The organism is Simiduia sp., from assembly GCF_058345725.1.
In genome coordinates this window covers 23725-46017 of sequence record NZ_JBTUOC010000082.1, presented here as the reverse complement: position 1 = coordinate 46017, position 22293 = coordinate 23725, and the positions used below count along the sequence as shown (strand labels likewise).

At 56.3% G+C, this 22293-nt stretch carries 18 protein-coding genes; 11 read left to right on the top strand and 7 right to left on the bottom strand.

Going from position 1 to position 22293, the window contains the following annotated elements; translation table 11 throughout:
• The 8 genes from ACW8F6_RS16635 to ACW8F6_RS16600 form a co-directional block, all read left to right on the top strand.
• Nucleotides 1–732, top strand: a 732-nt coding sequence (locus tag ACW8F6_RS16635; protein WP_491577006.1) for a beta-keto acid cleavage family enzyme, incomplete at its 5' end; no start/stop codon positions are given.
• Nucleotides 733–740: 8 nt separating this feature from the next.
• Entirely contained in the window at nt 741–1628 is an 888-nt protein-coding gene (locus ACW8F6_RS16630) for an SDR family oxidoreductase (RefSeq protein WP_491577005.1), read from the top strand.
• Nucleotides 1629–3224 (top strand): acyl-CoA carboxylase subunit beta, encoded by a 1596-nt coding sequence (locus ACW8F6_RS16625; RefSeq protein WP_491577004.1) that lies wholly within the window; start codon nt 1629–1631, stop codon nt 3222–3224. It begins immediately after the preceding gene.
• Between the two features lie 20 nt (nt 3225–3244).
• Nucleotides 3245–4405, top strand: coding sequence for an acyl-CoA dehydrogenase family protein (locus ACW8F6_RS16620; RefSeq protein ID WP_491577003.1), 1161 nt, complete (start codon nt 3245–3247; stop codon nt 4403–4405).
• Between the two features lie 3 nt (nt 4406–4408).
• Entirely contained in the window at nt 4409–5263 is an 855-nt protein-coding gene (locus ACW8F6_RS16615; protein ID WP_491577002.1) for an enoyl-CoA hydratase/isomerase family protein, read from the top strand.
• The gene (locus tag ACW8F6_RS16610) at nt 5260–7233 is read left to right on the top strand and encodes an acetyl/propionyl/methylcrotonyl-CoA carboxylase subunit alpha (protein WP_491577001.1); all 1974 of its coding nucleotides are present in this window, start codon (nt 5260–5262) and stop codon (nt 7231–7233) included. Before ACW8F6_RS16615 ends, ACW8F6_RS16610 begins: the two co-directional genes overlap by 4 nt.
• Nucleotides 7234–7254: 21 nt before the next feature.
• Nucleotides 7255–8433: an acyl-CoA dehydrogenase family protein gene (locus ACW8F6_RS16605; protein ID WP_491577000.1), complete on the top strand. Its 1179-nt coding sequence runs from the start codon at nt 7255–7257 to the stop codon at nt 8431–8433.
• Between the two features lie 70 nt (nt 8434–8503).
• Nucleotides 8504–9409: a substrate-binding periplasmic protein gene (locus tag ACW8F6_RS16600; RefSeq protein WP_491576999.1), complete on the top strand. Its 906-nt coding sequence runs from the start codon at nt 8504–8506 to the stop codon at nt 9407–9409.
• Here ACW8F6_RS16600 and ggt read toward each other — a convergent pair.
• A complete protein-coding gene (gene ggt, locus ACW8F6_RS16595) occupies nt 9406–11100 on the bottom strand; it encodes a gamma-glutamyltransferase (protein ID WP_491576998.1) in 1695 nt (564 codons plus the stop codon). The genes ACW8F6_RS16600 and ggt overlap by 4 nt on opposite strands.
• A gap of 147 nt (nt 11101–11247) precedes the next feature.
• Here ggt and ACW8F6_RS16590 point away from each other — a divergent pair, with 147 nt between their 5' ends.
• On the top strand, nt 11248–11742 hold the full coding sequence (locus tag ACW8F6_RS16590) for a 6-pyruvoyl trahydropterin synthase family protein (protein WP_491576997.1): 495 nt from the start codon (nt 11248–11250) through the stop codon (nt 11740–11742).
• Nucleotides 11743–12504 (top strand): queuosine precursor transporter, encoded by a 762-nt coding sequence (locus ACW8F6_RS16585; RefSeq protein ID WP_491576996.1) that lies wholly within the window; start codon nt 11743–11745, stop codon nt 12502–12504.
• Between the two features lie 11 nt (nt 12505–12515).
• Here the strand turns inward: ACW8F6_RS16585 and ACW8F6_RS16580 are convergent, their stop codons facing one another.
• Nucleotides 12516–13238 (bottom strand): SDR family NAD(P)-dependent oxidoreductase, encoded by a 723-nt coding sequence (locus ACW8F6_RS16580; protein ID WP_491576995.1) that lies wholly within the window; start codon nt 13236–13238, stop codon nt 12516–12518.
• Between the two features lie 169 nt (nt 13239–13407).
• Between ACW8F6_RS16580 and ACW8F6_RS16575 the strand changes: the two genes are divergently transcribed.
• On the top strand, nt 13408–14397 hold the full coding sequence (locus ACW8F6_RS16575; protein ID WP_491576994.1) for a transposase: 990 nt from the start codon (nt 13408–13410) through the stop codon (nt 14395–14397).
• A 727-nt stretch (nt 14398–15124) separates the two neighbouring features.
• On the opposite strand, the gene ACW8F6_RS16570 is transcribed toward ACW8F6_RS16575, so the two are convergent.
• The 5 genes from ACW8F6_RS16570 to imuA all read right to left on the bottom strand — a co-directional run bounded on the left by ACW8F6_RS16570 (nt 15125) and on the right by imuA (nt 22055).
• Nucleotides 15125–15472 carry a hypothetical protein gene (locus ACW8F6_RS16570; RefSeq protein WP_491576993.1) on the bottom strand — a complete coding sequence of 116 codons (348 nt, stop codon included), beginning with the start codon at nt 15470–15472 and terminating at the stop codon, nt 15125–15127.
• A 276-nt stretch (nt 15473–15748) separates the two neighbouring features.
• Nucleotides 15749–16216 (bottom strand): hypothetical protein, encoded by a 468-nt coding sequence (locus tag ACW8F6_RS16565; RefSeq protein ID WP_491576992.1) that lies wholly within the window; start codon nt 16214–16216, stop codon nt 15749–15751.
• A gap of 425 nt (nt 16217–16641) precedes the next feature.
• The gene (locus ACW8F6_RS16560) at nt 16642–19821 is read right to left on the bottom strand and encodes an error-prone DNA polymerase (protein WP_491576991.1); all 3180 of its coding nucleotides are present in this window, start codon (nt 19819–19821) and stop codon (nt 16642–16644) included.
• Entirely contained in the window at nt 19811–21310 is a 1500-nt protein-coding gene (locus ACW8F6_RS16555) for a Y-family DNA polymerase (RefSeq protein ID WP_491576990.1), read from the bottom strand. The genes ACW8F6_RS16560 and ACW8F6_RS16555 overlap by 11 nt, the downstream gene beginning before the upstream one ends.
• A gap of 4 nt (nt 21311–21314) precedes the next feature.
• On the bottom strand, nt 21315–22055 hold the full coding sequence (gene imuA, locus ACW8F6_RS16550) for a translesion DNA synthesis-associated protein ImuA (RefSeq protein ID WP_491576989.1): 741 nt from the start codon (nt 22053–22055) through the stop codon (nt 21315–21317).
• Nucleotides 22056–22293 lie beyond the last annotated feature (238 nt).

Below are 22293 nucleotides of genomic sequence, written 5' to 3'. Positions count from 1 at the left end.
GCCTCGGTCATGCATGTTCACTTTCGCCGCCAGGAAGCCAACCAAGGTCACCTGCCCAGCTGGGAACCCCAGGTGGCCGCCGACATCGCCGACGCCATCCGCACGGCTTGCCCCGGTGTGCTGCTGAATTTTTCCACAGGCACCATAGGCCGGCAGCAACAAGGCCCCATCGATTGCCTGCGCCGCTGCACACCCGAAATCGGCGCCTGCAATGCCGGCAGCCTGAATTATTTAAAGGTTAAACGCGATGGCAACTGGGCCTGGCCACCGATGCTGTTTGAAAACACGGTAGAAAAAATTGAAGAACTGTTAAGCGTTATGCGCGAAACCGGCACCCGGCCGGAATTTGAGTGTTTTGACGTGGGCATCGTGCGCTCGGTGGCGATGTTTCAGCAGGTGGGCATGATTGGGCGCGCGAGCTTTAACTTTGTCATGGGCGTCGATTCCGGCATGCCGGCCGATGCCAATTTACTGGCCCTGCTGCTGAAATACCTGCCGGGCGATAACCCCTGGCAAACCACCCTGATCGGGCGCCAGGATATTTGGCCAGTACACCAAAAAGCGGCGGAACTGGGCGGCCACCTGCGCACCGGTTTGGAAGACACCTTTTACCTACCCAACGGCGAGCGTGCAAAACACAACGGCGAATTAATCCAGGCACTGGTCAGTTTGGCAGAAGACGCCGGGCGCACCATTGCCACCCCCGCCCAAGCCCGCGAACTATTTCTCTAGGACCCACTATGTATCAATCTGTACTTAAACCCGGGTTGTTTAACGGTCAAGTCATCATTGTGACCGGCGGCGGTAGCGGTATTGGTCGCTGCACCGCGCACGAACTGGCGGCACTGGGCGCGACGGTAATTATCACCGGTCGCAAGCAGGAAAAACTGGACAAAGTATGCCAGGAAATTCGCGCGGACGGCGGCCAAGTCAGCAACTGCTGTTTTGACATTCGCGATGAAGTGGCCGTGGTCCAGGCCATTGAATCTCTGACCCAGCAGCACCCGGTCATTCACGGCTTGGTCAACAACGCCGGCGGCCAGTTTCCGGCACCGCTCGAAATGATTTCCGCTAAAGGCTTCGAAGCAGTGGTTAAATCTAACCTGCTGGGCGGCTTTTTAATGGCGCGCGAAGTGTACAAACACAGCATGCAAAAGCATGGCGGCGCCATTGTCAACATTACTGCCGACAACCTCAACGGCATGCCCTCCATGGGCCACTCGGGGGCCGCGCGCGCCGGCATGGAAAATCTCACCAAAACCTGCGCCTGGGAATGGGGTTATTTTGGTGTGCGGGTCAACGCCGTGGCGCCCGGCTGGGTGGCCTCTAGCGGCTTCGACACCTATGACCCGCACTTCCAATCACTTATCAAAGGCGTGAAAGATCACGTCCCACTTAAGCGCCTGGCTTTTGAAGCCGAGATCAGCGCGGCCATTTGCTTTTTGCTCAGCCCCGGCGCGGCCTTTATCAACGGCCACACACTGCGTATCGATGGCGGCTCATCCATGGGGTCTGCGCCGGCCATTTGGCCCCTGCCCCAAGGAGCGGCGGTAAACAGCCATCCCTACAACGGTTTTCACCGCGCCGAACTGCCGGCCATGTTGCGCGACGACCCAGAGGACGCCTGAATGCCCGCCCTGCACAGTTCACTGCAAACCAACAGCGCCGAGTGGCGCGACAATGACACCCACCTGCGTGCGCAGCTAAATGAGGTCAACGCCCTGACCCGGGCACTGCGTGAAGCCGCCGAAGCAAAACGCGAAAAATATGCCAAGCGCGGCATGTTGCTGCCCCACGATCGCCTTGCTCTGCTGCTCGACGACGGCAGCCCCTTTGTGGAAATTGGCAGCTTGGCCGGCTACAAAATGTACGACGACAAAGATGGCACGGGCGCCGGCGGCGGCTGCATTGGCGGGCTGGGTTTTATTGCCGGAACCCTGTGCATGGTGCGGGTGGATAACTACGCGGTAAAAGGCGGCACCATTTCGCCGGCGGGCATGGAAAAAGCGCTGCGTCTACAGCACATTGCCATGGAAAATAAACTGCCCTTTGTGACGCTGGCGCAAAGTGGCGGCGCCAATTTAATGTATGCCAATGAAATTTTTGCGCCCGGTGGCCGCGGCTTTGCCAATCAAGCGCGCATGTCCGCGCAAGGGATTCCACAAATTACCGTAGTGCACGGCAGCGCCACCGCCGGCGGTGCTTACCAACCGGGCCTGAGCGACTATGTCATTCTGGTGCGCAACCAGGCAACTATGTACCTGGCGGGCCCACCCTTGCTGAAAGCCGCCACCGGTGAAATTGCCACCGACGAATCCCTGGGCGGCACCCAGGTGCACGGCGAAATCACTGGCACGGGCGACTACCTCGCCGATGACGATGCCCAAGGCATCGCGCTGGCGCGCGAACTGGTGGCGCAATTAAATTGGTACACACTGCCAGCGCTGCGCCCATCGTCACCGCCCAAGTACAGTACGGACAGCCTGCTTGGCGTAATTCCGGCCAATACAAAAACCCCCTTCGATGCGCGCGAAGTCATCGCCCGGCTGGTGGATGGCTCAGAGTTTTTAGAATTTAAAGGCGCCTTCGACCAACAAACCCTGTGCGGCCACAGCCGCATTCACGGCTTGCCGGTGGGCATCATCACAAACAACGGCCCAATCACCGCCAAAGGCGCCAATAAAGCGGCGCAATTTATTCAGCTGTGTGAACAAAGTCGCACGCCGCTGCTATTTCTCCACAACACCACCGGCTTTATGGTGGGCACCGATGCAGAGCAATCCGGCATTATCAAGCACGGCTCCAAAATGATTCAAGCCGTGGCCAATGCCAGCGTGCCCAAATTCAGCATTGTTATGGGCGGTTCCTACGGCGCCGGCAATTACGCCATGTGCGGTCGCGGTTTCGATCCGCGCTTTATTTTTGCCTGGCCCAACAGTCGCACATCGGTTATGGGCGGCGCGCAGGCGGGCAAAGTATTGCGCATTGTCACCGAGGCAAAAATGGCCTCGGCCGACCCGGCCATGCTCGACAAACTCGAGCAAGACACCGCCGAGTTTGTGGACGCGGCCTCCACCGCCCTGGCCTGCACTGCACGACTGTGGGACGACGGTATCATCGACCCGCGCGACACCCGAGACCTGCTAGGACTGCTGCTGAATACCGCAGCCGCCAGCGACGCCTTTCAACCAGCCCCCAACCATTTTGGGGTTGCCCGTTTCTAACCTAACCGCAGAGAATCGCCATGCAGTTTTCCGAGCAACACCAAGCCACGCGCGACAGCATTGCGCGCTTTGTAAAGGAACAACTCAACCCCCATGTCGACGACTGGGAGAAGGCCGGCCAGTTTCCCATGGGCGAGATTTTAAAAGCGCTGGCCAAGCTCGGCCTACTCGGCATTAGCAAGCCCGAAGCCAACGGCGGCATGGGTCTGGATTTCAGTTACGAAATGGTATTGGCCGAAGAGCTGGGCGCAGCCCACTGCGGTGGCGTACCCCTTGCAATTGGTGTGCAAACGGCCATGGCGACACCGGCACTGGCTCAGTTTGGCAGCGCCGCACTGCGCGAGGCGTATTTAAATCCGGCCATCAGCGGCGACATGATTGCCGCCATCGCGGTATCCGAACCCAATGCAGGCTCGGACGTGGCTAGCATTAAAACCAACGCAAAAAAAAGCGGCGACGACTACCTCATCAACGGCAGCAAGATGTGGATCACCAACGCCTGCCAGGCGGATTTTTTCTGTGTGCTGGCCAACACCTCGGAGGACAAACCCCACCAGAATAAATCGTTGATTATCGTACCGGCCAATCTGCCCGGCGTCAGCGTGGGGCCAAAGTTAGAAAAAATGGGCATGCGCGCCTCCGATACCGCGCCTGTGTATTTCGACAATGTCCGGGTACCGCAAAGTAATCGCATTGGCGACGAGGGCGCCGGTTTTCTCTATCAAATGCTGCAATTTCAAGAGGAGCGGTTGTTTGGTGCAGCGCTCTCACTTAAGGGCTTTGAAGTGTGCGTCAACAGCACCATTGATTACACGCGCGAGCGCCAGGCCTTTGGCAACAGTTTGCTGCACAATCAAGTGATCCATTTTGAATTGGCGGAGCAGCAAACAGAAATTGAAGCGCTGCGCGCATTAATTTATCGCGCCACCGAAAATTATGTGGCCGGCCAAGACGCCACGTTACTGGCCTCTATGGCGAAGTTAAAGGCCGGGCGCCTCTCGCGCACCCTGCCCGATAAATGCCTGCAATTCTGGGGCGGCATGGGTTTTATTGAATCGACGCTTATCAATCGCCTCTACCGCGACTTCCGCCTGACCTCAATCGGCGGCGGTGCGGATGAAGTCATGCTGGGCATTATTTGCAAACTGATGGGCATACTGCCCAAAAAACCCAAGGTGTAAACCATGCTGCCGTCTTCTTTTAGCGCCTTCGATACATTGACCGTCAAGCCAAATCGGGTGGGCGTTACGCTGACTTTGAATCGCCCACAGGTTCGCAACGCCATCAACGCCAAAATGCTCGAAGAAATCAATAAAGTGTTGACTTGGGTAAGCGATAACAGCGCCATTCGGCTATTGATTTTGCAAGGTGCGGGCGGCCATTTTTGCGCCGGCGGCGACCTGGCCGATATGCTGCAAGCGGCAAAGGACTTTGAGGCGGGCGATACGCGCGCCTTCTACCAGCTCAATTACCAATACGGCCAGCTGTTGCTGAACACCCTGCGATTGCCCTGCACAACGCTAGCGCTGCTTGAAGGCAGCGTCATGGGCGGTGGGCTGGGCTTGGCGGCGGTGGCCGATATCTGCCTGGCCAAGACCGATGCCAAGCTCGCCATGCCGGAAGCCTCCCTCGGTTTGCCACCGGCTCAAATCGCGCCCTTTGTGGCCGAGCGCATTGGGCTTCAAAAAACACGACAGCTCGCGCTTACCGCGCGCCGGTTAACGGCAGCACAAGCCCTGGAACTGGGGCTGATCGATCAGCTGGCCGACAGCGAACAAGCACTGCAAGCACTGCTGGATGCTGAAATCAATGCGATTAATCACTGTTCGCCCAGCGCGCTGCGCACCACCAAACAATTGCTGCTGTTGCAATCGCGCTTTCATCCACAGCACGAAGCAGCCTGCAACGCTCAGCTCGCCGCTGCCGCCGAGGCCTTTAGTCACGCGGTTACTGCTGGCGATGGCCCGGAGGGCACCCGCGCCTTTATGGAAAAACGCCTGCCCCACTGGGTGCAGCGCGCGCCGGAGACACCCGCATGAGCCAAAAAATTCGTCGTTTACTGATTGCCAACCGGGGTGAAATTGCCTGCCGAATTATCAAAACCGCTAAAAAAATGGGCATTGTGACCCTGGCAGTCTACAGCGAGGCAGATGCGAGCGCACTGCATACCCAGCTGGCCGATGAAGCTATTGCCATCGGGCCGGCTGCCGCCAGCGCATCTTACCTCAACATCGATGTATTGGTGCAAGCGGCACTAAAACACGGCGCCGATGCAGTACACCCAGGTTATGGTTTTCTGTCGGAAAACGCCGATTTTGCCCAAGCCCTGATCGATAAAAACATAACATTTATCGGCCCCTCTCCCACCGCGATTCGCACCATGGGCGACAAGCGACTGGCCAAAAACATTATGATCGAGGCCGGCGTGCCAGTGCTGCCCGGCTATTCGGGCAGCGATCAATCCGATGCGCAGTTTATTGCCCAGGCAGCGCAAATTGGTTACCCGGTTATGGTCAAAGCCGCCCACGGCGGCGGTGGCCGCGGCATGCGTCTGGTCACCACGGCCGAAGCCTTACCGGATGCCGTCGCCAGTGCCCGCAGCGAAGCCCAAAGCGCCTTTGGCAACGGCGAGCTGCTATTGGAAAAAGCGCTACTGCAACCGCGCCACATCGAGGTACAAATTTTTGCCGACAGCCATCAGCGGTGTGTGCATATCGGCGAGCGCGATTGCTCGATACAGCGCCGCCATCAAAAAATTGTGGAAGAAGCGCCCGCCATTGGCCTGAACGATGACCTGCGCGAAGCCCTGGGCAGTGCCGCGGTAAAAGCGGCACTGGCTGCCGACTATCGCGGCGCCGGCACCGTGGAATTTTTAGTGCAAGACGACGGCTTTTATTTCCTCGAAATGAATACCCGCTTGCAAGTGGAACACCCGGTTACCGAGCAAGTGTTTGGCGTTGATTTGGTTGCCTGGCAAATTACCGTCGCCGAAGGCGCGGCCCTGACAAAAACGCAGTCCGAGCTTTATCCCCACGGGCACGCCATTGAAGTACGCCTATACGCTGAAGACCCAGCGCAAAATTTTCTGCCGCAAACGGGCCAGCTACAGCACTGGCATAGCCCAATTGAAGAGGCGCGCGTGGACCACTGGCTAAGTAACGGTGCCACTATTGGCAATTGGTACGACCCATTGTTGGCTAAAATTATTGTTTGGGGCGAGGACCGCGCCCAGGCCCTGCAACGCCTGCAGGCGCAATTGAGCGACACAGCGCTGTTGGGCATTAATCACAACCTGGGTTTTTTACGGCGCATTGCCAAGCACGAAACCTTTCTTGCAAGCCAGCCAGACACCGGTTTTTTAAACAGATACGCGCTGGCTGAGGCGCCCGCCCAAGAAACCCAGGTGGCGCTGATGATGGCGGCTATCGCTCGCTTTTTGACGCAAACAACAAGCGCTACCTGGCCCCTAGGGCTATCGCACCTCAGTCATCCCAAGCGGCAATATTGGCAATTAGGTGACCACAGCTACACGCTGACGGTTGATGCCCGCCAATGGGCGCAGCAGCAATTGCGCATTCGCACAGCCGCTGGCGATGAGTGTATCGCCACAGACATTCAGCTCGATCGGCAGCAGCTGCAGGTGCGCCTGAATGGCTGCCGATACCAAGCCTTTGTCGCAGTCAGCGAGCAGGCTGTGTGGGTGCAGTTCGCCGGCGATCACCGGCGCGTAGAATGGACTTCAGCCCTGCAACGCAATTCTGCGGCCGGTTCAGACAGTCACCACAAGGCACCTATGAACGGGCTGGTAGTGGCCGTGCGCGCGGAGAACAACAGCCAAGTAAACGCAGGCGACACATTACTGATCATTGAAGCCATGAAGATGGAACTGCCCATCAAAGCCCAGTGCAGCGGGCAAGTTACATTGCTCTGCGCCGTTGGCGACCAGGTTGCCCAGGGCAACCCGCTCGTACACATCGACACTAGCGCCTGTGAAAACGCCACCCACTAACATTTGCATTCAGAGGCCACCATGTTGCAACGCGATGCCATTCGCTTTACCAGTCCCCAAATCACAGCGTCTCATACAGCCTGGCGCGACACGGTGCGCAAGTTTGTAGCACAGCGCATAACGCCCTTTGTGGACGAATGGGAAGAGTCAGGCCAACTACCGGAATCCCTCTGGCAGCAGGCGGCAGATATTGGCTTGTTACAGCTTGGCTATCCCGAGTCGCTCGGTGGGGTTTGCGAGGGCACCGACCTCAATCACATGATTGTGGCCGCCGAAGAAATTTCTGCCTGTGGCGCCGGCGGCGTCTACGCGACGCTATTAGTACACGGTATTGCCCTGCCCCCACTGATCCACTACGGCTCGGCGGATCTACAGGCCGCCGTTGTACCGCAGGTGTTGAGTGGCGAGCGACACATCAGTTTGGCCGTTACCGAGCCAAGTGGGGGCTCCGACGTGGCGAATCTCAGCACCCAGGCAAAGCGCGAAGGCGACCACTACATTGTTAATGGCAGCAAAACATTTATTACCGGCGGCATGCGCGCCCACTGGTACACCACGGCGGTGCGCACGGGCGAGCCGGGTTTTGGCGGCTTATCGCTACTGTTGATACCCGCCGACGCGCCCGGGGTGAGCCGCACTCCCTTGGCGCGCAAACAGGGCTGGTGGTGTTCAGATACGGCCACAATTTATTTTGACAATGTGCGCGTACCGGTAAGCCAGCGCATCGGCGAAGAGAACCAGGGTTTTTTGCCCATAGTGCACAATTTTAACAACGAGCGGCTCGCGCTCACTGCCAGTTCATTAGAAGCCGCGCGCGTGTGTTTTGAAGAGGCCTGGCAATGGGCCAACGACCGCACCACCTTTGGCAAGCCGCTCATTAAGCATCAGGTGATAGGCCATAAGTTTGCGGAAATGCTGCGCCACATTAACGCCACACACGGTTATATGGACAGCTGCATCTGGCAAATCATGCAAAATACCAGCAAGCCCGCCGATGTGGCGCTGCTGAAAGTTCAAGCCACCCAAACTCTGGAGTTCTGTGCCCGCGAGGCCATGCAAATCCTGGGCGGCGCAGGCTATTTGCGCGGTTCTCGCACGGAGCGCATTTACCGGGAAGTGCGCGTGAACGCCATCGGCGGTGGCTCCGAAGAAATCATGCGCGACCTGGCCTGGCGACAACTCATGGCCGCCACCCCCTGAACAACGCACCTGCGGCCTAATTAACTGCTAGACTGATGGCAGCGATAACCCTCTTAACCACTGGATTGTTATGCGTTTAGTAGCCCTTGCATTTCTGACCCTGTGTTGCGGGTTTTCCACAGCCGAAGGCCCAACCCACGCCGAACAAACGGCCGCGGCACAACAGCTGATTACCGTGCGCGTTCCCAAAGACGAGCTCAGCAGCAAGGGCCACACTAGCTACCTGACAACATTACTGCGGCTTGCGCTGGCGCGATCGAAAGCGCCCCACGAAGTAATCAAGCTGCAACCCATTGAAGAAGATTTTACCCAGGCGCGATTAATTTCCGAGTTGCAACGCGGCTATTCCGTTGATGTAATTTGGACGATGACCTCGAAAGAGCGAGAGGCTGCCATGCAGCCCATTCGGGTACCGCTACTAAAAGGGTTGCTGGGGCATCGCGTGTTTTTAATTCGCGAAGATCAACAAGCTAAATTTGCAAATATCCAAACGCTTGAAGAACTGGGGCAATTGATTGCCGGCCAGGGCGCTCACTGGCCAGACACCGAAATATTGCGCGCAAACGGCCTAAAGGTATTGACCTCAACGCAATACGAACTGTTGTTTTCCATGCTGCGGGGTGGTCGCTTTGATTATTTTCCACGGGGCGTTAATGAGGCCTGGGTTGAACTCGCGGCCCATGCCAACGAGGGCCTGGTGGTGGAACCGCACTTGATGTTGTCTTACCCAGCGCCTATGTATTTTTTTGTCCAGACAGGCAATGCCGCCCTGGCAAGGCGGTTAGAACAGGGGTTGGAGGCTATGATTACCGACGGCAGTTTTGACGCACTCTTTGAAAGTCACCCAAGCTTGATTCACTACCTAAAGCAAGCTGATGTACAGCAGCGCCGCGTGTTTCGTCTACACAACCCGGCGCTTCCCATACTCACCCCGCTCGATCAGCCCCGCTATTGGCTACCGGTGCACGGCCGCTAATCTTTATTGCGGGCCTTGAGACGAGGTTCAGCCACGGCAATCAATTTTCCATCAACTTTGACTATGGCCTGTGTTGAACCATAGGGGCCCATCTCCTTCAAGGCGTGGCCTTTGTTTACCAGTATTTGGCGAATCCCTGCGGGCATATTGGCTTCCACAAACAACATATCGGGTCGCCATTGTTGGTGAATCCGGCTCTTTGCCAGGGCGGCGTCGAGCGGCATCCCCAAATCTAAATGATTAATAATCGCCTGCACAACCTGGGTAATAATGGTTGGCCCACCTGCCGCGCCGACGGTCATCACGGGCTCGCCATCTTTCAAAATAATGGTGGGCGTCATGCTCGACAGAGGACGCTTACCGGGCTGTACACTGTTGGCCTCTGTGCCCACTAAGCCGTAAATATTCGGTACACCCGGCTGCGCAGAAAAGTCATCCATCTGATTGTTCATCACCACGCCGGTGCCAGGAATGATGACCTTTGAACCAAAGTCTGTATTTACCGTGGTGGTAATAGCAACCCAATTGCCCCATTTGTCTGCCGCGGCAATGTGAGTGGTATGTTTGGCAAACAAATCAATGTCCACATCCGCGGGCGTCCCTGGTCCCGTCACATCCAGCGCGGCATCCATACTGATGCGCGCCGATTGACGCGCAATATAGTCGTGCTTGATCAAGCCCTTGGGTACTTTGGTAAAGGCCGGGTCACCCAGCCAGTAGGCGCGATCGGCAAAGGCGAGCTTCATGGCTTCGCCTATTACGTGGTAGCGATTGCCATCGTTGAGCGCCTTTAAGTCAAAGGGTTCCAGCATGCCCAATATTTGCGCTGCGTGCACGCCGCCAGAGCTTGGCGGAGGGAAGCCCACCACCGTATAGCCGCGATAGGGCATCAAAATCGGTGCCCGCTCTACCACCTGATAGCGCTCAAAATCCTTGGCCGTAAGTATGCCGCCATTCGCGGCCATCCACACATCCACCGCTTTTGCAAAGGGCCCTTTATAAAAATAACTGCTGCCCTCTTCGGCGATCGCGCGCAAGGTGTTGGCTAGCTCGGCTTGTACCAGCCGGTGGCCCTTGGGCCAGGGGTTGCCTTCTGAATCGAGCAGCACTTTAGCACTGCCGGGGAATTGGCTTAATTTGGGTGCCGAACGCGCCAGCCTTTGGGCGAAAATCCCATCGATGGCAAAGCCCTGCTCGGCCAATTCTGCCGCAGGCAGCAGCGCCTTGGCATAGCTCAGTGCACCCGCCTTTTCTATCGCCAACTCATAGGCCGCAATGGAGCCGGGCACGCCGGCCGCCAACGGCCCTATCTGGCTGAGTGTTGTGTCGGCAACGCCTTCAATCACGTACATGTCGCGATGGGCAGCCATGGGTGCGGTTTCGCGACCGTCGAGCGCCAGAAGCTCGCCCTTAGCCGTGCGAATTAACACAAACGCACCGCCGCCAATACCCGAATTATGACCATCCACCACACCCAGCGTAATGGCGGCGGCAATTGCCGCATCCACGGCATTACCACCGGCAGTCAACGCATTCACGCCCGCTTGCGTCGCCAGCGGGTGCACCGTGGCCACGGCGCCGGTTTCAATGGTCTGTGCATAAGGGGGCGAATCAGTTTCCGCGAATACCTGGCTGACGGATACCGCAAAAAAACAACTCACCAGCAACAGACTGTTGACCACATGCTTCATCTGATCCTCTCCTTTACGCGTATTTAGGCAGCATACTCTGTCTAAGGATCAGTTCAAAGGAACAGGGTACAAATTTCGCGCCCCCAACCCTATACTGATGCCAGTAACCACGCCCCACGTGATCAAATTATAACCAACGGAATCTGGATGAGCAGCCTGACCACCATCGAAGTCAATAAAGAGGACATGAAGTTCTCTGCAGCCCATTTCACAATATTCTCTGCTACGGAGCGAGAGCGGCTGCACGGCCATAATTTTCGCGTGTCCATGAGCATCAGCTCGCCGGCAAATCGCAATGGGCTGGCTTTCAGCTACAAGATTTTAAAAGACAAAATGCGCGCACTGTGTGATGAACTGGATGAATACACCCTGCTGCCAGCCAATTCGCCCTATATGACCATTGCCGAGCAGGGGCTCCACTACCGGGCCGAATTTAATGGCGAGTCTCTGCTTTTTCTGAAAGCTGACTGCAAGCTGCTACCCATTCCCAACACCACTGTAGAGGCCTTTGCCGACTACCTGCTGGATCGCTTTTTACACGATGATGATTTCGTCAGCCGCTACGACATTGCCCATGTGGAAATGAAAGTTTCATCGGGCCCGGGCCAATGGGGCTCTTGCCAATGGCGCGAGGATTGCTGATTGGCTGCTGAACTTACACAAGCGGCGCTGAACTGGCGCCGGGAAAAAGTCTTTCTACTACTGGCGGGCTTTTTCTTAAGCGCCATGACACTGCTCAATGTCATTGGTATTACGCGTTTTATTCAATTGGGCCCCATGGCGCTGGCCGTGGGCGTTCTACCCTACCCACTGACCTTTTTGTGTACCGATTTAGTCAGCGAATTGTATGGGAAAAAGCGGGCCAATTTTATGGTTACCGTGGGTCTTATCATGAATCTGTTTGTGATAGCAGTTTTGTGGCTTGGCAGCCTCGCGCCTTCGGTAAGCCCAGAGACAATGCCGCCCTGGCAGGCGCTGAATTTATCCAGCGAGGTCATTCTGCCCGATGGTACGCTGGTGGCGGGCACCATCGAACTCTACCAATTAATCTTTGCCTGCACCTCCGGGGCCGTTGTTGCCTCCATGCTAGCCTATATGGCAGCGCAGTACTGCGACGTGTATCTATTCCATTTCTGGAAACGCCTGACTCGCGGTAAACATCTGTGGTTGCGCAACAACTTATCAACCTTGGTGAGTCAGGGTGTCGACTCCTTCATGGTCATCAGCGTCACCTTTGGTGCCGCCTACTTTGCAGGCGCCATTACCTTGGCACAACTGCTAGTGCTCATGGGCAGCAACTACCTCTTTAAAATGGCAGTTGCCCTGGCAGATACCCTGCCCTTTTATGTGGCAGTGCACCGTCTCCGTCGTTATTTACACATTGACAACGAAGTAATGCATTAGCGCAATTTTGATTAACGTTCCACTTGCCCTAAATTGGCATGTAGTACCGCGCCGTTAAATACCGGCTGTGTCGCCGCAGCGTAAATTGCGTTGGCCATTTCTTTAACCTGTATCAGCCGATTAAAGGTAACACCACTGGCAATGCTGTCCAATATGGACTGGTCGCCACCTACGTGGGCACGCAGCATTTCAGTGTCGGTAAAGCCTGGACAGACACAATTGGTATGAATACCCTGACCGGCTAAATCCTGACAGGTGGCACGCATCAAACCAACCAGGGCGTGCTTAGAGGTTACGTAGCTGCAGGTATTTGCGACGGCTTTTTCACTCAAAGTTGAACCCACGTACACAATGGCCGAACCAGGCGCCATGGCGGGCAACAGCAATTGATTCAGCTGGCTGGGCGCGATGACATTTAATTGCAGTACGCGACTAAACTCAGCGGCGTGCACATCACTAGCGCGGTCTTTTTGCATTGCCGCCGCATTGTGCACCAATACCACCTGCCCCTTGCCCTCAGGAAAGGCCTGGGCTACCGCACGGCCCAACTCGGTTTTAGCTTTTTCGGCCCAGCTTAGCTCACTCATATCCAGCGCGAGATTAGTCACCTCTGCCAGCGTACAGGGCGAGCGCGATATATTCAGCACCGCAAAGCCATCCGATAAAAAGCGTTCGATAACAGCTCGACCAATACCCTTACTGCCCCCCGTAACCACCAGTAATTTTTGCGCCATGATTCTCCCCCGCACTGTGATTTAATTACCCGGATTATATAACTGGGACAGCCACGTTAATACAATATAACCAACAAGCCCACAAAGAATCATACTAATTAACGCTGGGCGACACAGACCAATTGCAGTATAACTACAGTCAATTGGCAATACCCTTCGGTGATCAAGGATGACAAAGCCGCGCAAACAGCTCATTGATGCTGACACAACCCCCTACTACCACATTGTCTCGCGCTGCGTGCGCCGTAGTTTTCTGTGCGGGCTTGACACACAGGGCAACAACTTCGAACACCGGCGGCAGTGGATAGAAGACAAAATCCTGGCCCTGCCTCAGATCTTCGCCATTCACGTCTGTGCCTATGCCATCATGTCCAATCACTACCATCTGGTATTGGAAATTGATACAGCACAATCTGAAGCCTGGACCACAGAGGAGGTTATCCAACGCTGGCACCAGCTGTTTAAAGGCAACCTTTTTAGCCAACTATTTATCAAAGGTGAACAGCTTGCGCGTGCAGAGCAAGAGGTATTAGACAGTTGCGTGTCAGTCTGGCGCAGTCGGCTAACCGATATCAGCTGGTTTATGCGCCAAATTAACGAGCCCATCGCCCGCGAGGCCAATGCAGAAGACCAGTGTACCGGACGTTTTTGGGAGGGCCGCTTTAAATCCCAAGCCCTGTTGGACGAAAAAGTCCTGGCCGCCTGCATGGCCTATGTAGATCTCAATCCCATCCGCGCCAAGATGGCGAAAACTCCAGAAGAATCCGCCTATACCAGCGCACAGCGACGCACTCACAAAGCTAAGCGCGCCCACAACCCCAACCACACACAGCAACAAGCCAAGTCACTTAGGCCCTTTGCCGGTAATCCAAGGCAAGACATGCCCGCCGGGCTGCCCTTTCGGCTAACGGATTATTTAGAATTACTGGACTGGACGGGTAAACAGGTGCGCGCCAATAAACGCGGGGCCATCTCGGCGGAACTGCCCCCTATTCTGGAGCGACTTGCTATAGACCCAAAGCACTGGCTCTACAGCACCACGCAATTTGAAAGCCGGTTCAAAGGCCTTGTGGGTGGGGTGTACAAGCTCAAGCAAACCTGTGAAAAATTAGGTTATCAACGTACACCAGGCCTGGGCAGCTGCCGACTGCTGAGTTAAACCGCTCATCCGCTGTTAATTTCTTTAACTGCCACCGGCAGGACACACCAATGCCTCAAGTGTCGATTATTGTCGCGTAAACTCTTATTGATAGACCTCACCAAGATTCAAACTCATCTCGCAACAAAATAATGGACACTTTTCCGATTGATTTTTTGTTTTGGATGTCCTGATTATATTATATTATATTGTGTATATTGTGGATGTCCTGATTATACTGATTATACTGATTATAGATTTGATTATAGATTAGATGACATCAACAATGATGAATACAGCGCCGTAAGTTTCATCTGACCCCACTTTCAAAGCGGTTTAGGGCATCGAAGGTTTGAGAAAAACAGGGCTATTGGTTAGAAAGGCTTAGTGTGGATGTCCCGTTAATTCGATAAAGGCTTAGTGTGGATGTCCCGTTAATTCGATGGAAACTTTTCCGAATGATTTTGCGGTGGATGTCCTACCTATCTTTATCTATAACGAGAAAGCCGACATCAACAATGATGAATACAGCGCCGTAAGTTTCATCTGACCCCACTTGACCCAGCGCCGTAAGTTTCATCTGACCCCACTTGACCCGTTGAAGAGATCGCCAGCGATATCATGGCCCGTATTGTCTAGGCTAATGGGCGACCCCTTTATCTTATCTATAACGAGAAAGCCGACACCAACAATGATGAATACAGCGCCGTAAGTTTCATCTGACCCCACTTGACCCCACTTTACTCAGTTAATCCTCAAGCAACTCACCTTGCACGCCAAACTCCTCTACACCGCAAACCTCGAATACGCGCTTAAGGGAATTGATACGCTCACTTATGGCGCCACCGTCAAATATGTCGAAGCGAATGGAATTGCCGTCCATTCTAAAGTTGCTAAAACTTGGCTGCCCGGTATAGCCATCCCAATCATCCAGCATAATCTCAGCAGCCGATTCAGCAGCCGGGCCAAAAGCAGCGATGCGCTCCTCGAAGTAAGCACCGAGCTCACCATTGCACATCCCCTCAATCAATACAGACCACTGATCTCGCATAGCCGAAGGGATATGTACGAAGAGCGTTAAATTATAATCGGACATTTATTCACCTTTTGACTCCTGTTGAATTTCCTGCCACCGCGAGCCTATTAATGATTGCTTATCGAGACTCTCAAATTTATCTCTAAACTCTGCCATCAACGCTTTTTGCAACTTCCCATCTCCCACGTCAACTTTCGGACGGTAATTCAATATTTGTCGCATTATTTCGGAAAGTAGAATATAAATACCCTCACCATCACGAAACGTATCAGGTTCAATTTTAGTAAGGAGGCTAAATAACAAATCTCGCCTATGGAAGATTAATCCACTACCCCCCTACCCAATAAATCTTGAGGCACAAGCAAATATCGACTTCACTTTTCTTTTAAAGTCAACTTCAAACCCATCCAGCCAGAAAGGTTTAACATTTCCTGTAGCGCGCGAAGATCTATCCCCATGAAAATAATCAAAATATCGCAAACTGGCTTCAAGATCTCCAAATCGATCAAACTTTCCATTGATTGACTGGTAGTACTCTGTGTGAAATAGGACTGAGGGGTTTTGGGCCATATATTGAAATACATAGTTCCATCCCTCCGCATTCATGAGAGGAAAATACGACATTTTTGCTGAATCACTGAGCTCCAACTCAGGCAATCGCTCACCGGTAAAAAAATAGTGCCTAAGCTGCTCCAACTCTTTTTTCCTTAAGTCTGTTTTCAGCTCTTTAGCCCAGGGCTCCCACACACGGGTGCGCGCTTCTATCCAGGCGGGGTCTTTGGTAAAACTGAGGTCTATGGTCATAATTTATCCAAACAGGCTATTTTGGGGCGCTGAAACCGTGATCGCGATGGTTCTTTTAATGTACCTTCAGGCTATTTAGTACAATCCACCCGCTAGCCGCCAAATCACAATTAACACTCGCGCTTGCTTCCTTATCATTATCCGTTTTCGTGGGGTCATGCGATAGCATTTCGGTCGTCAAAGGCAGGATCACCAGCGGCCTCTTTATCAGGCTGAATTTTAAGCAGAGCTGGGAAATCATATCTCTTAATTGTTAATGCAAACAACAATATTCAGCGGCTTACTATTTTCAAACGCTCTACTTTATGGCTAAGAGTAAAGATCGGCACAGGCCACTTAATTTGGCCATTTTGATACTCAGCTTCAAACCACCCGCTATGCGCGTTACCGGCTAGGCCAACACTCAGCCTGCAACTATTTTCCATTTAATGAAAATCCCGGGAGCTAAGTAACAGCTCTGGCATTAATGCGGAGTGGTCTTCTATGTGCCCGGCCACCAGGTGCACCACCCTGCCCTCGCGCTCCACCACCCCCTTGACCAGCAGCAACTTGCCGGTGAGGATGGCGCGCCGGCAGCGTTCCTGTAGCGATTGCCACACCACCACATTGGTGTTGCCGGTTTCGTCTTCGAGGGTCATGAACAGTACGCCCGAGGCGGTGCCCGGCCGCTGCCGCCCAGTCACCAAACCCACGGCGCGTACAAAACGGCCATGCCTGCTAGCCAATAGTTCCTGCGCACTTTTACAACCTTTGAACAGCGGCTGCTGGCGCAGCAGGCTGATGGGATGCTGGCCCAGGGTGAGCGTATGGGTCTGGTAGTCGAGCACCAGGGTATCGTAGCTGCTGGCGCTGGGCAGTTGGGCCCGTTCATCAGCGGCTTGTTCCGCCGCGGTTTTATTTTTCGCGGTATCGACTGGCGAGCCCCCTGGCGCGCGCGCTGCCTCGTCGCTGACGGGGCCATCGAACAGCGGCGGCTGCGCCAAATCCAGCACCGCCCACTGGGCGCGATAGCGGTCCGGCTGAAAGGCGTTGAGCGCACCGCAGGCCGCCAGCTGTTCCAGTTCGGCGGTGGACAAGCCCGCGCGCCGCTGCAGGTCTTTGAGCGAGGCAAAGGGCGCGCACGCGCGCGCATCAACGCAGCGCTGCACTGTGTCGGCGCGCAAGCCCTTAACTAAACGAAAACCCAAGCGCAACGCCGGCTGCGCCTCGACGGCGGCCTCGGCCTGTAGATTTTCCAGCTGGTGATCCCAACTGCTGGCGCGCACATCCAACGGCAAAACGGCCACTTGATGACGGCGGGCATCCTGTACTAATTGCGAGGGCGAATAAAACCCCATGGGCAAACTGTTGAGCAGGCCGCAATAAAACGCCGCCGGATAATGGCACTTAAGCCAGGCCGAAACGTACACCAGCAGCGCAAAACTGGCGGCGTGGGATTCGGGAAAGCCGTACTCGCCAAAGCCCTGCATCTGTTTAAACAAGCGCTCGGCAAACTCTTGGCTGTGCCCGCGCGCGGCCATGCCATCCATCAATTTATCGCGAAAGCCGTACAAGTTGCCGTTGCGCCCCCAGCTGGCCATGGCGCGCCGCAGCTGGTCCGCCTCGCCCCCGGAAAAACCCGCCGCCACCATGGCCAGCTTGATCACTTGCTCTTGAAAGATTGGCACGCCCAGGGTGCGCGCCAACACCTGCTTAATGGCGTCGTTGGGATAGCTCACCGCCTCCTCGCCGTTGCGACGGCGCAGATAGGGGTGCACCATGTCGCCCTGAATTGGGCCCGGCCGCACGATGGCCACCTCAATCACCAAATCGTAAAAGGTGCGCGGTTTTAAACGCGGCAACATGGCCATCTGCGCGCGCGACTCCACCTGAAATACGCCCACGCTGTCGCCCCGGCACAACATGGCGTAAGTTTTTGGATCCTCTTGCGGTATCTGACTCAGGCTGATGGGTGGCGTTTGGTAGCTGTTAATTAACGCCAAGGTTTTGCGAATGGCGGTGAGCATGCCCAGCGCCAGTACATCCACCTTGAGCAAACCCAGCGCTTCGATATCTTCTTTATCCCACTGAATCACCGTGCGCTCGGCCATGGCGGCATTTTCCACCGGCACCAGGGTGCTGATGGGGCTTTTAGTAATTAAAAAACCGCCCACATGCTGCGACAAATGCCGGGGAAAGCCCAGAATCTCGTGCACCAAGGTCACACATTGCTGCATCACCTGGCCGTCCACCGGCACTTGCGCCTCTTGCAGACGCGCCAGTATCTGCGCGGGTTTATCCCACCAACTGAGATTAGCGCTGATTTTTTCCAGCAGCTGTGCATCCAAACCCAGCGCCCGCCCCACGTCGCGCACGGCGCTTTTCGGCCGATAGGTGATAACCGTGGCGGCCAGTGCGGCGCGCTCGCGGGTGTATTTTTGATAAATGTATTGAATCACTTCTTCGCGCCGCTCGTGTTCAAAATCCACATCGATATCCGGCGGCTCGTTGCGCTCTTTGGAAATAAAGCGCTCGAACAATAAATCGCTTTGGGCGGGGTCCACCTCGGTAATGCCCAGGCAATAGCACACCGCCGAGTTAGCCGCTGAGCCGCGACCCTGGCACAAAATATTCCGGCTGCGTGCAAAGCGCACCAGGTCGTGTACGGTTAAAAAATAGTATTCGTAGGCCAGCTCTTTAATGAGTGCCAACTCTTTGACCAGCTGTGTTTCCATCGCCGGTGTCGTGCCCTGCGGCCAGCGGCGGCGCGCACCCTCATAGGTTAACTGGGCCAGGTACTCGCTTGCAGACATTGCCTTGGGCACCACTTCGGGCGGGTATTCGTAGCGCAACTCGGTCAGGGAAAATTGACACAGCGCCGCCAGGTGCACACTTTCCTGCAACAGCGCTTCGGGGTAAATTGCCTGCAATCTTTCCAGCGGCCGCAAATAGCGCTCGCCGTTTGACTGGCGGCGCGCGCCCAGGGCCATCACCGTGCAGTTGTGCCGGGTGGCGCTTAACACATCCTGCAGGGGTTTACGGGTGGACGCATGCATGTGCACATCGTTGCAGGCCAGCATGCTCACGCCCTGCACCTGCGCCAGGGCAACACACTGCAAGTAGTGCTCGCGATCGTCGCCAACGCCCAGCAACTCAACCCCCAACCACAGGCGCCGCTTAAAAAAGCGGCGCAACAATGCCAGTTGGCCAGCCTGCTCATCCGCCGTGTGCCTGCGCTCGGGCAAGAAAATGGCCAGGCATTGCTGTGTGCCAAATTGCAGATCCTGCACAAACAATTGGTAACTGCCCTTTGCCGCACGCCGCCGGGCCCGGGTAATTAACGCAGAAATTTCGCTGTAAGCGGTGCGGTTACTGGCCAAAAGCACCAGCTTGCAATTTGCCAATTGGCCCTGCTGATCGGCGAGCTGAAATTCACTGCCCACAATCAGATGCAAGCCCAGGGCACTGGCCGCCACATGGGCTTTCACAACGCCGGCCAGCGAGCACTCGTCGGTTATCGCCAGCGCTGTGTAGCCCAAGGCGTGGGCCCGCTGCACCAACTCCTCTGGCCGCGATGCACCGCGTAAAAACGTAAAATTACTCACGCAGTGCAGCTCAGCAAACATAGCAACCCGCCCCAAACCACTGCCGCCGACGGTGGCAAAAAAACACGCGCAGATAGCGGCAACCAACGCGCGCAATAAAATAGTCCCGCCGCTCGCGCTGCGCCCACCAGTGGCTGTCTATGCGCTCGGCCAGGCTCACTAACTCCAAAGGTTCACCCCGCCACAACAGTGCGTCGCCGCGCACCCTTAAGGGCTCTGGCGCCGGGTAAAGCCAGGGACTCAAGAGGGTCGACGGAGCGCCGGCCGGCGCCACCTGCGCCGGGCGCGCGCCCGCACGCATCGCGCGCTGCTGCAGCTCGGGCAGATGTTCGTCACACAGCTGGTAGCTGAACAGTTGATCGGGCGATAGGCGTTGATACAAGCGGTCGATCAGGCGCGCCATGTCGTCGCCCCGATCGCGCAGCTCGCGAAATAAACTGGCCGCCACCGGTGCCGCCGCCGTTAAATCCAAGGCCTGCAAGGCCACCACTTCAATGGGCGCGGCAGCGTCAAAGGTCTCTAGTTTTAGTTGGCTAAGTCGCAAGAATTCGTCGGTATCGGCATGCGCTCGCTGCACCGACACCGGCAGCTTATGCACGGCGCGGTGCACATCCACAAAACGCCAATACAGCGTGCGCGCAATCAGCTGCCGCTGCTGCAAAAATTGCCGCAGCTCTGCCAGCAGCTGCACCATGGGACGCTGCAGGTGCGCTGCATTTGTTAAGCCGTACATAAAGGCATAGCTGCGATCAAATTCGGGCGCGGGTGCAAAGGTGGGCGCCAGCTCGGGCAGCGCGCCCTGCAACTGCTGCAGCAACTGCACTAAGGCTTTATCAAACCGGCGCCCCAGGCTCGCAAGCGGCACGGCCAGCAGGGGTTTTACAGTGGTAAAACCCGCGCGCGCCAAGCGCTGCACCTGCGCCTTGGGCAAGCCCAGCCGCGCCAGGGGTTGCGCCGCCACCCACTCGCCCCAGCGCGCCTGGGCCAGCGCGTCTATCTGCTGCGCCAGACTCGGCTCACCCGTCTCCGACAGCGCCTGCGCCAGCACCCGCGCCGCCGCCGCCGTGGGGGCAACCCCCAGGGCGACAGTGCAACCCCAGGCCTGCAACTCGGCCTCTATGCGCGCCAGCAATGCGGGCAAACCGCGAAACAGACGCTCGCTACCCGAGATCTCTAGCAGTAGCCGGCGCGGCGGCTCGGGCATGACCAAGGGGGTAAAGCCGTAGGCCCATTGGGCCAGGGATTGCAACAGCGCCTGCGCCTGCTCGGGCTCGTGGGCACGCAGTGTGATGCTGGGCAGCAGTGCCCGGGCACTGGCCAAGGTCATACCGGCCGCTATGCCGGCGGCCCGGGCCTGCGGACAGCACAGCACCAGCTGCTGCCCCTCGTACAGGCCCAGCGCCGGAGGCTCTACCTGCTGACGCTGCCAGTGATCTATTGCCAGGGCCGGAAAATACAGGCACAGCCAGCGTTTGCCCCCATCCAGCCAACGCGGTGTTGCAGTCGCCATCACACTAACCGTTCACCAGCGAGGCCAGCACCGCCGGCCGCACGGGCATGGCGCGCTGGGGCAATTGCGGCAATGGCTCCAGGTGCACCGGCCAATCTGCCAGAGGCGCCAGCTGCCGATCGCTCAGCGCTGGCCACAGGGGCAATACCAGCTGCTGCCCAGCCCAGCCCCCGCGCTGCTTAACAATGGTCAAGGCCAGCCCCTTGGCCACCGGCTCGGCACTGAGCCGCAGCGCCGCCGGCGCCGCCTGCTGGACTGCCGCCGGCGATCTGACCAACACATGCCAACTGTCGCCGCGGCTGGCGGCCTGTTGCAGCTGGCGCAAATCCCGATCGCCGACACCGCGATCGGGTAACCACTGGCACACCAGCGCGCAGCAACCCGCGCGCAAGACCTGATCTGCAGCCCACAGACTGTCGTGCAAGCTGAGCGCACGCATGACCAACAGCTGTTCCGGCGCCACCCCTCGATCGGCGAGGTAGCGGGCGCTGGGGATCAGCGGCGGGTTTATCAAAACCACATAACCCGGCAGGCGAGACACCAGCGCCGGCATTAACAGCGGCCAGTTCAAACCGCTGGCTAACAGCTCGGTGCTGGCCCCCAACGGCCAACCACCATCGTGCAACTGGCTATCCAGGGCCTGAAACCCCGTGGTCAGCACCGGCCGGCTGCGGATGGCAGACCGCGCGCGCCAGACATCGGTGCGCTGGCTCAACAGCTGCTCTAACGGCACAGCCCTACCCATACCCACCTCCAGGACCAATTATTGATGAACGAGCCTGTTAGAATACTGTATATTTATACAGTTTCTCAAGCGGCAATAAATCGCCGCTTACCCCCGCTGCGCGGGAAAGATTGCCGGCAGAGCGTCAAAAATTTGTTCAAAAAAGCGACAAGCGTATAAAAAATCGGCCTAAGTCACTGTTTTATAAATGGTTTTAAATAGATAGAAAAAGTGGCATGAAATTCGCTGAGCCTGCTTA

Bases quoted from the DNA above. Each gene is read 5' to 3' on its own strand.
- ACW8F6_RS16600 (WP_491576999.1), top strand. From the start codon at position 8,504: ATGCGTTTAGTAGCCCTTGCATTTCTGACCCTGTGTTGCGGGTTTTCC.
- ACW8F6_RS16565 (WP_491576992.1), bottom strand. From the start codon at position 16,216: ATGACCATAGACCTCAGTTTTACCAAAGACCCCGCCTGGATAGAAGCG.
- ACW8F6_RS16590 (WP_491576997.1), top strand. From the start codon at position 11,248: ATGAGCAGCCTGACCACCATCGAAGTCAATAAAGAGGACATGAAGTTC.
- ggt (WP_491576998.1), bottom strand. From the start codon at position 11,100: ATGAAGCATGTGGTCAACAGTCTGTTGCTGGTGAGTTGTTTTTTTGCG.
- ACW8F6_RS16605 (WP_491577000.1), top strand. From the start codon at position 7,255: ATGTTGCAACGCGATGCCATTCGCTTTACCAGTCCCCAAATCACAGCG.
- ACW8F6_RS16625 (WP_491577004.1), top strand. From the start codon at position 1,629: ATGCCCGCCCTGCACAGTTCACTGCAAACCAACAGCGCCGAGTGGCGC.
- ACW8F6_RS16620 (WP_491577003.1), top strand. From the start codon at position 3,245: ATGCAGTTTTCCGAGCAACACCAAGCCACGCGCGACAGCATTGCGCGC.
- ACW8F6_RS16575 (WP_491576994.1), top strand. From the start codon at position 13,408: ATGACAAAGCCGCGCAAACAGCTCATTGATGCTGACACAACCCCCTAC.
- ACW8F6_RS16555 (WP_491576990.1), bottom strand. From the start codon at position 21,310: ATGGCGACTGCAACACCGCGTTGGCTGGATGGGGGCAAACGCTGGCTG.
- ACW8F6_RS16610 (WP_491577001.1), top strand. From the start codon at position 5,260: ATGAGCCAAAAAATTCGTCGTTTACTGATTGCCAACCGGGGTGAAATT.
- imuA (WP_491576989.1), bottom strand. From the start codon at position 22,055: ATGGGTAGGGCTGTGCCGTTAGAGCAGCTGTTGAGCCAGCGCACCGAT.
- ACW8F6_RS16570 (WP_491576993.1), bottom strand. From the start codon at position 15,472: ATGTCCGATTATAATTTAACGCTCTTCGTACATATCCCTTCGGCTATG.
- ACW8F6_RS16630 (WP_491577005.1), top strand. From the start codon at position 741: ATGTATCAATCTGTACTTAAACCCGGGTTGTTTAACGGTCAAGTCATC.
- ACW8F6_RS16580 (WP_491576995.1), bottom strand. From the start codon at position 13,238: ATGGCGCAAAAATTACTGGTGGTTACGGGGGGCAGTAAGGGTATTGGT.
- ACW8F6_RS16615 (WP_491577002.1), top strand. From the start codon at position 4,409: ATGCTGCCGTCTTCTTTTAGCGCCTTCGATACATTGACCGTCAAGCCA.
- ACW8F6_RS16560 (WP_491576991.1), bottom strand. From the start codon at position 19,821: ATGTTTGCTGAGCTGCACTGCGTGAGTAATTTTACGTTTTTACGCGGT.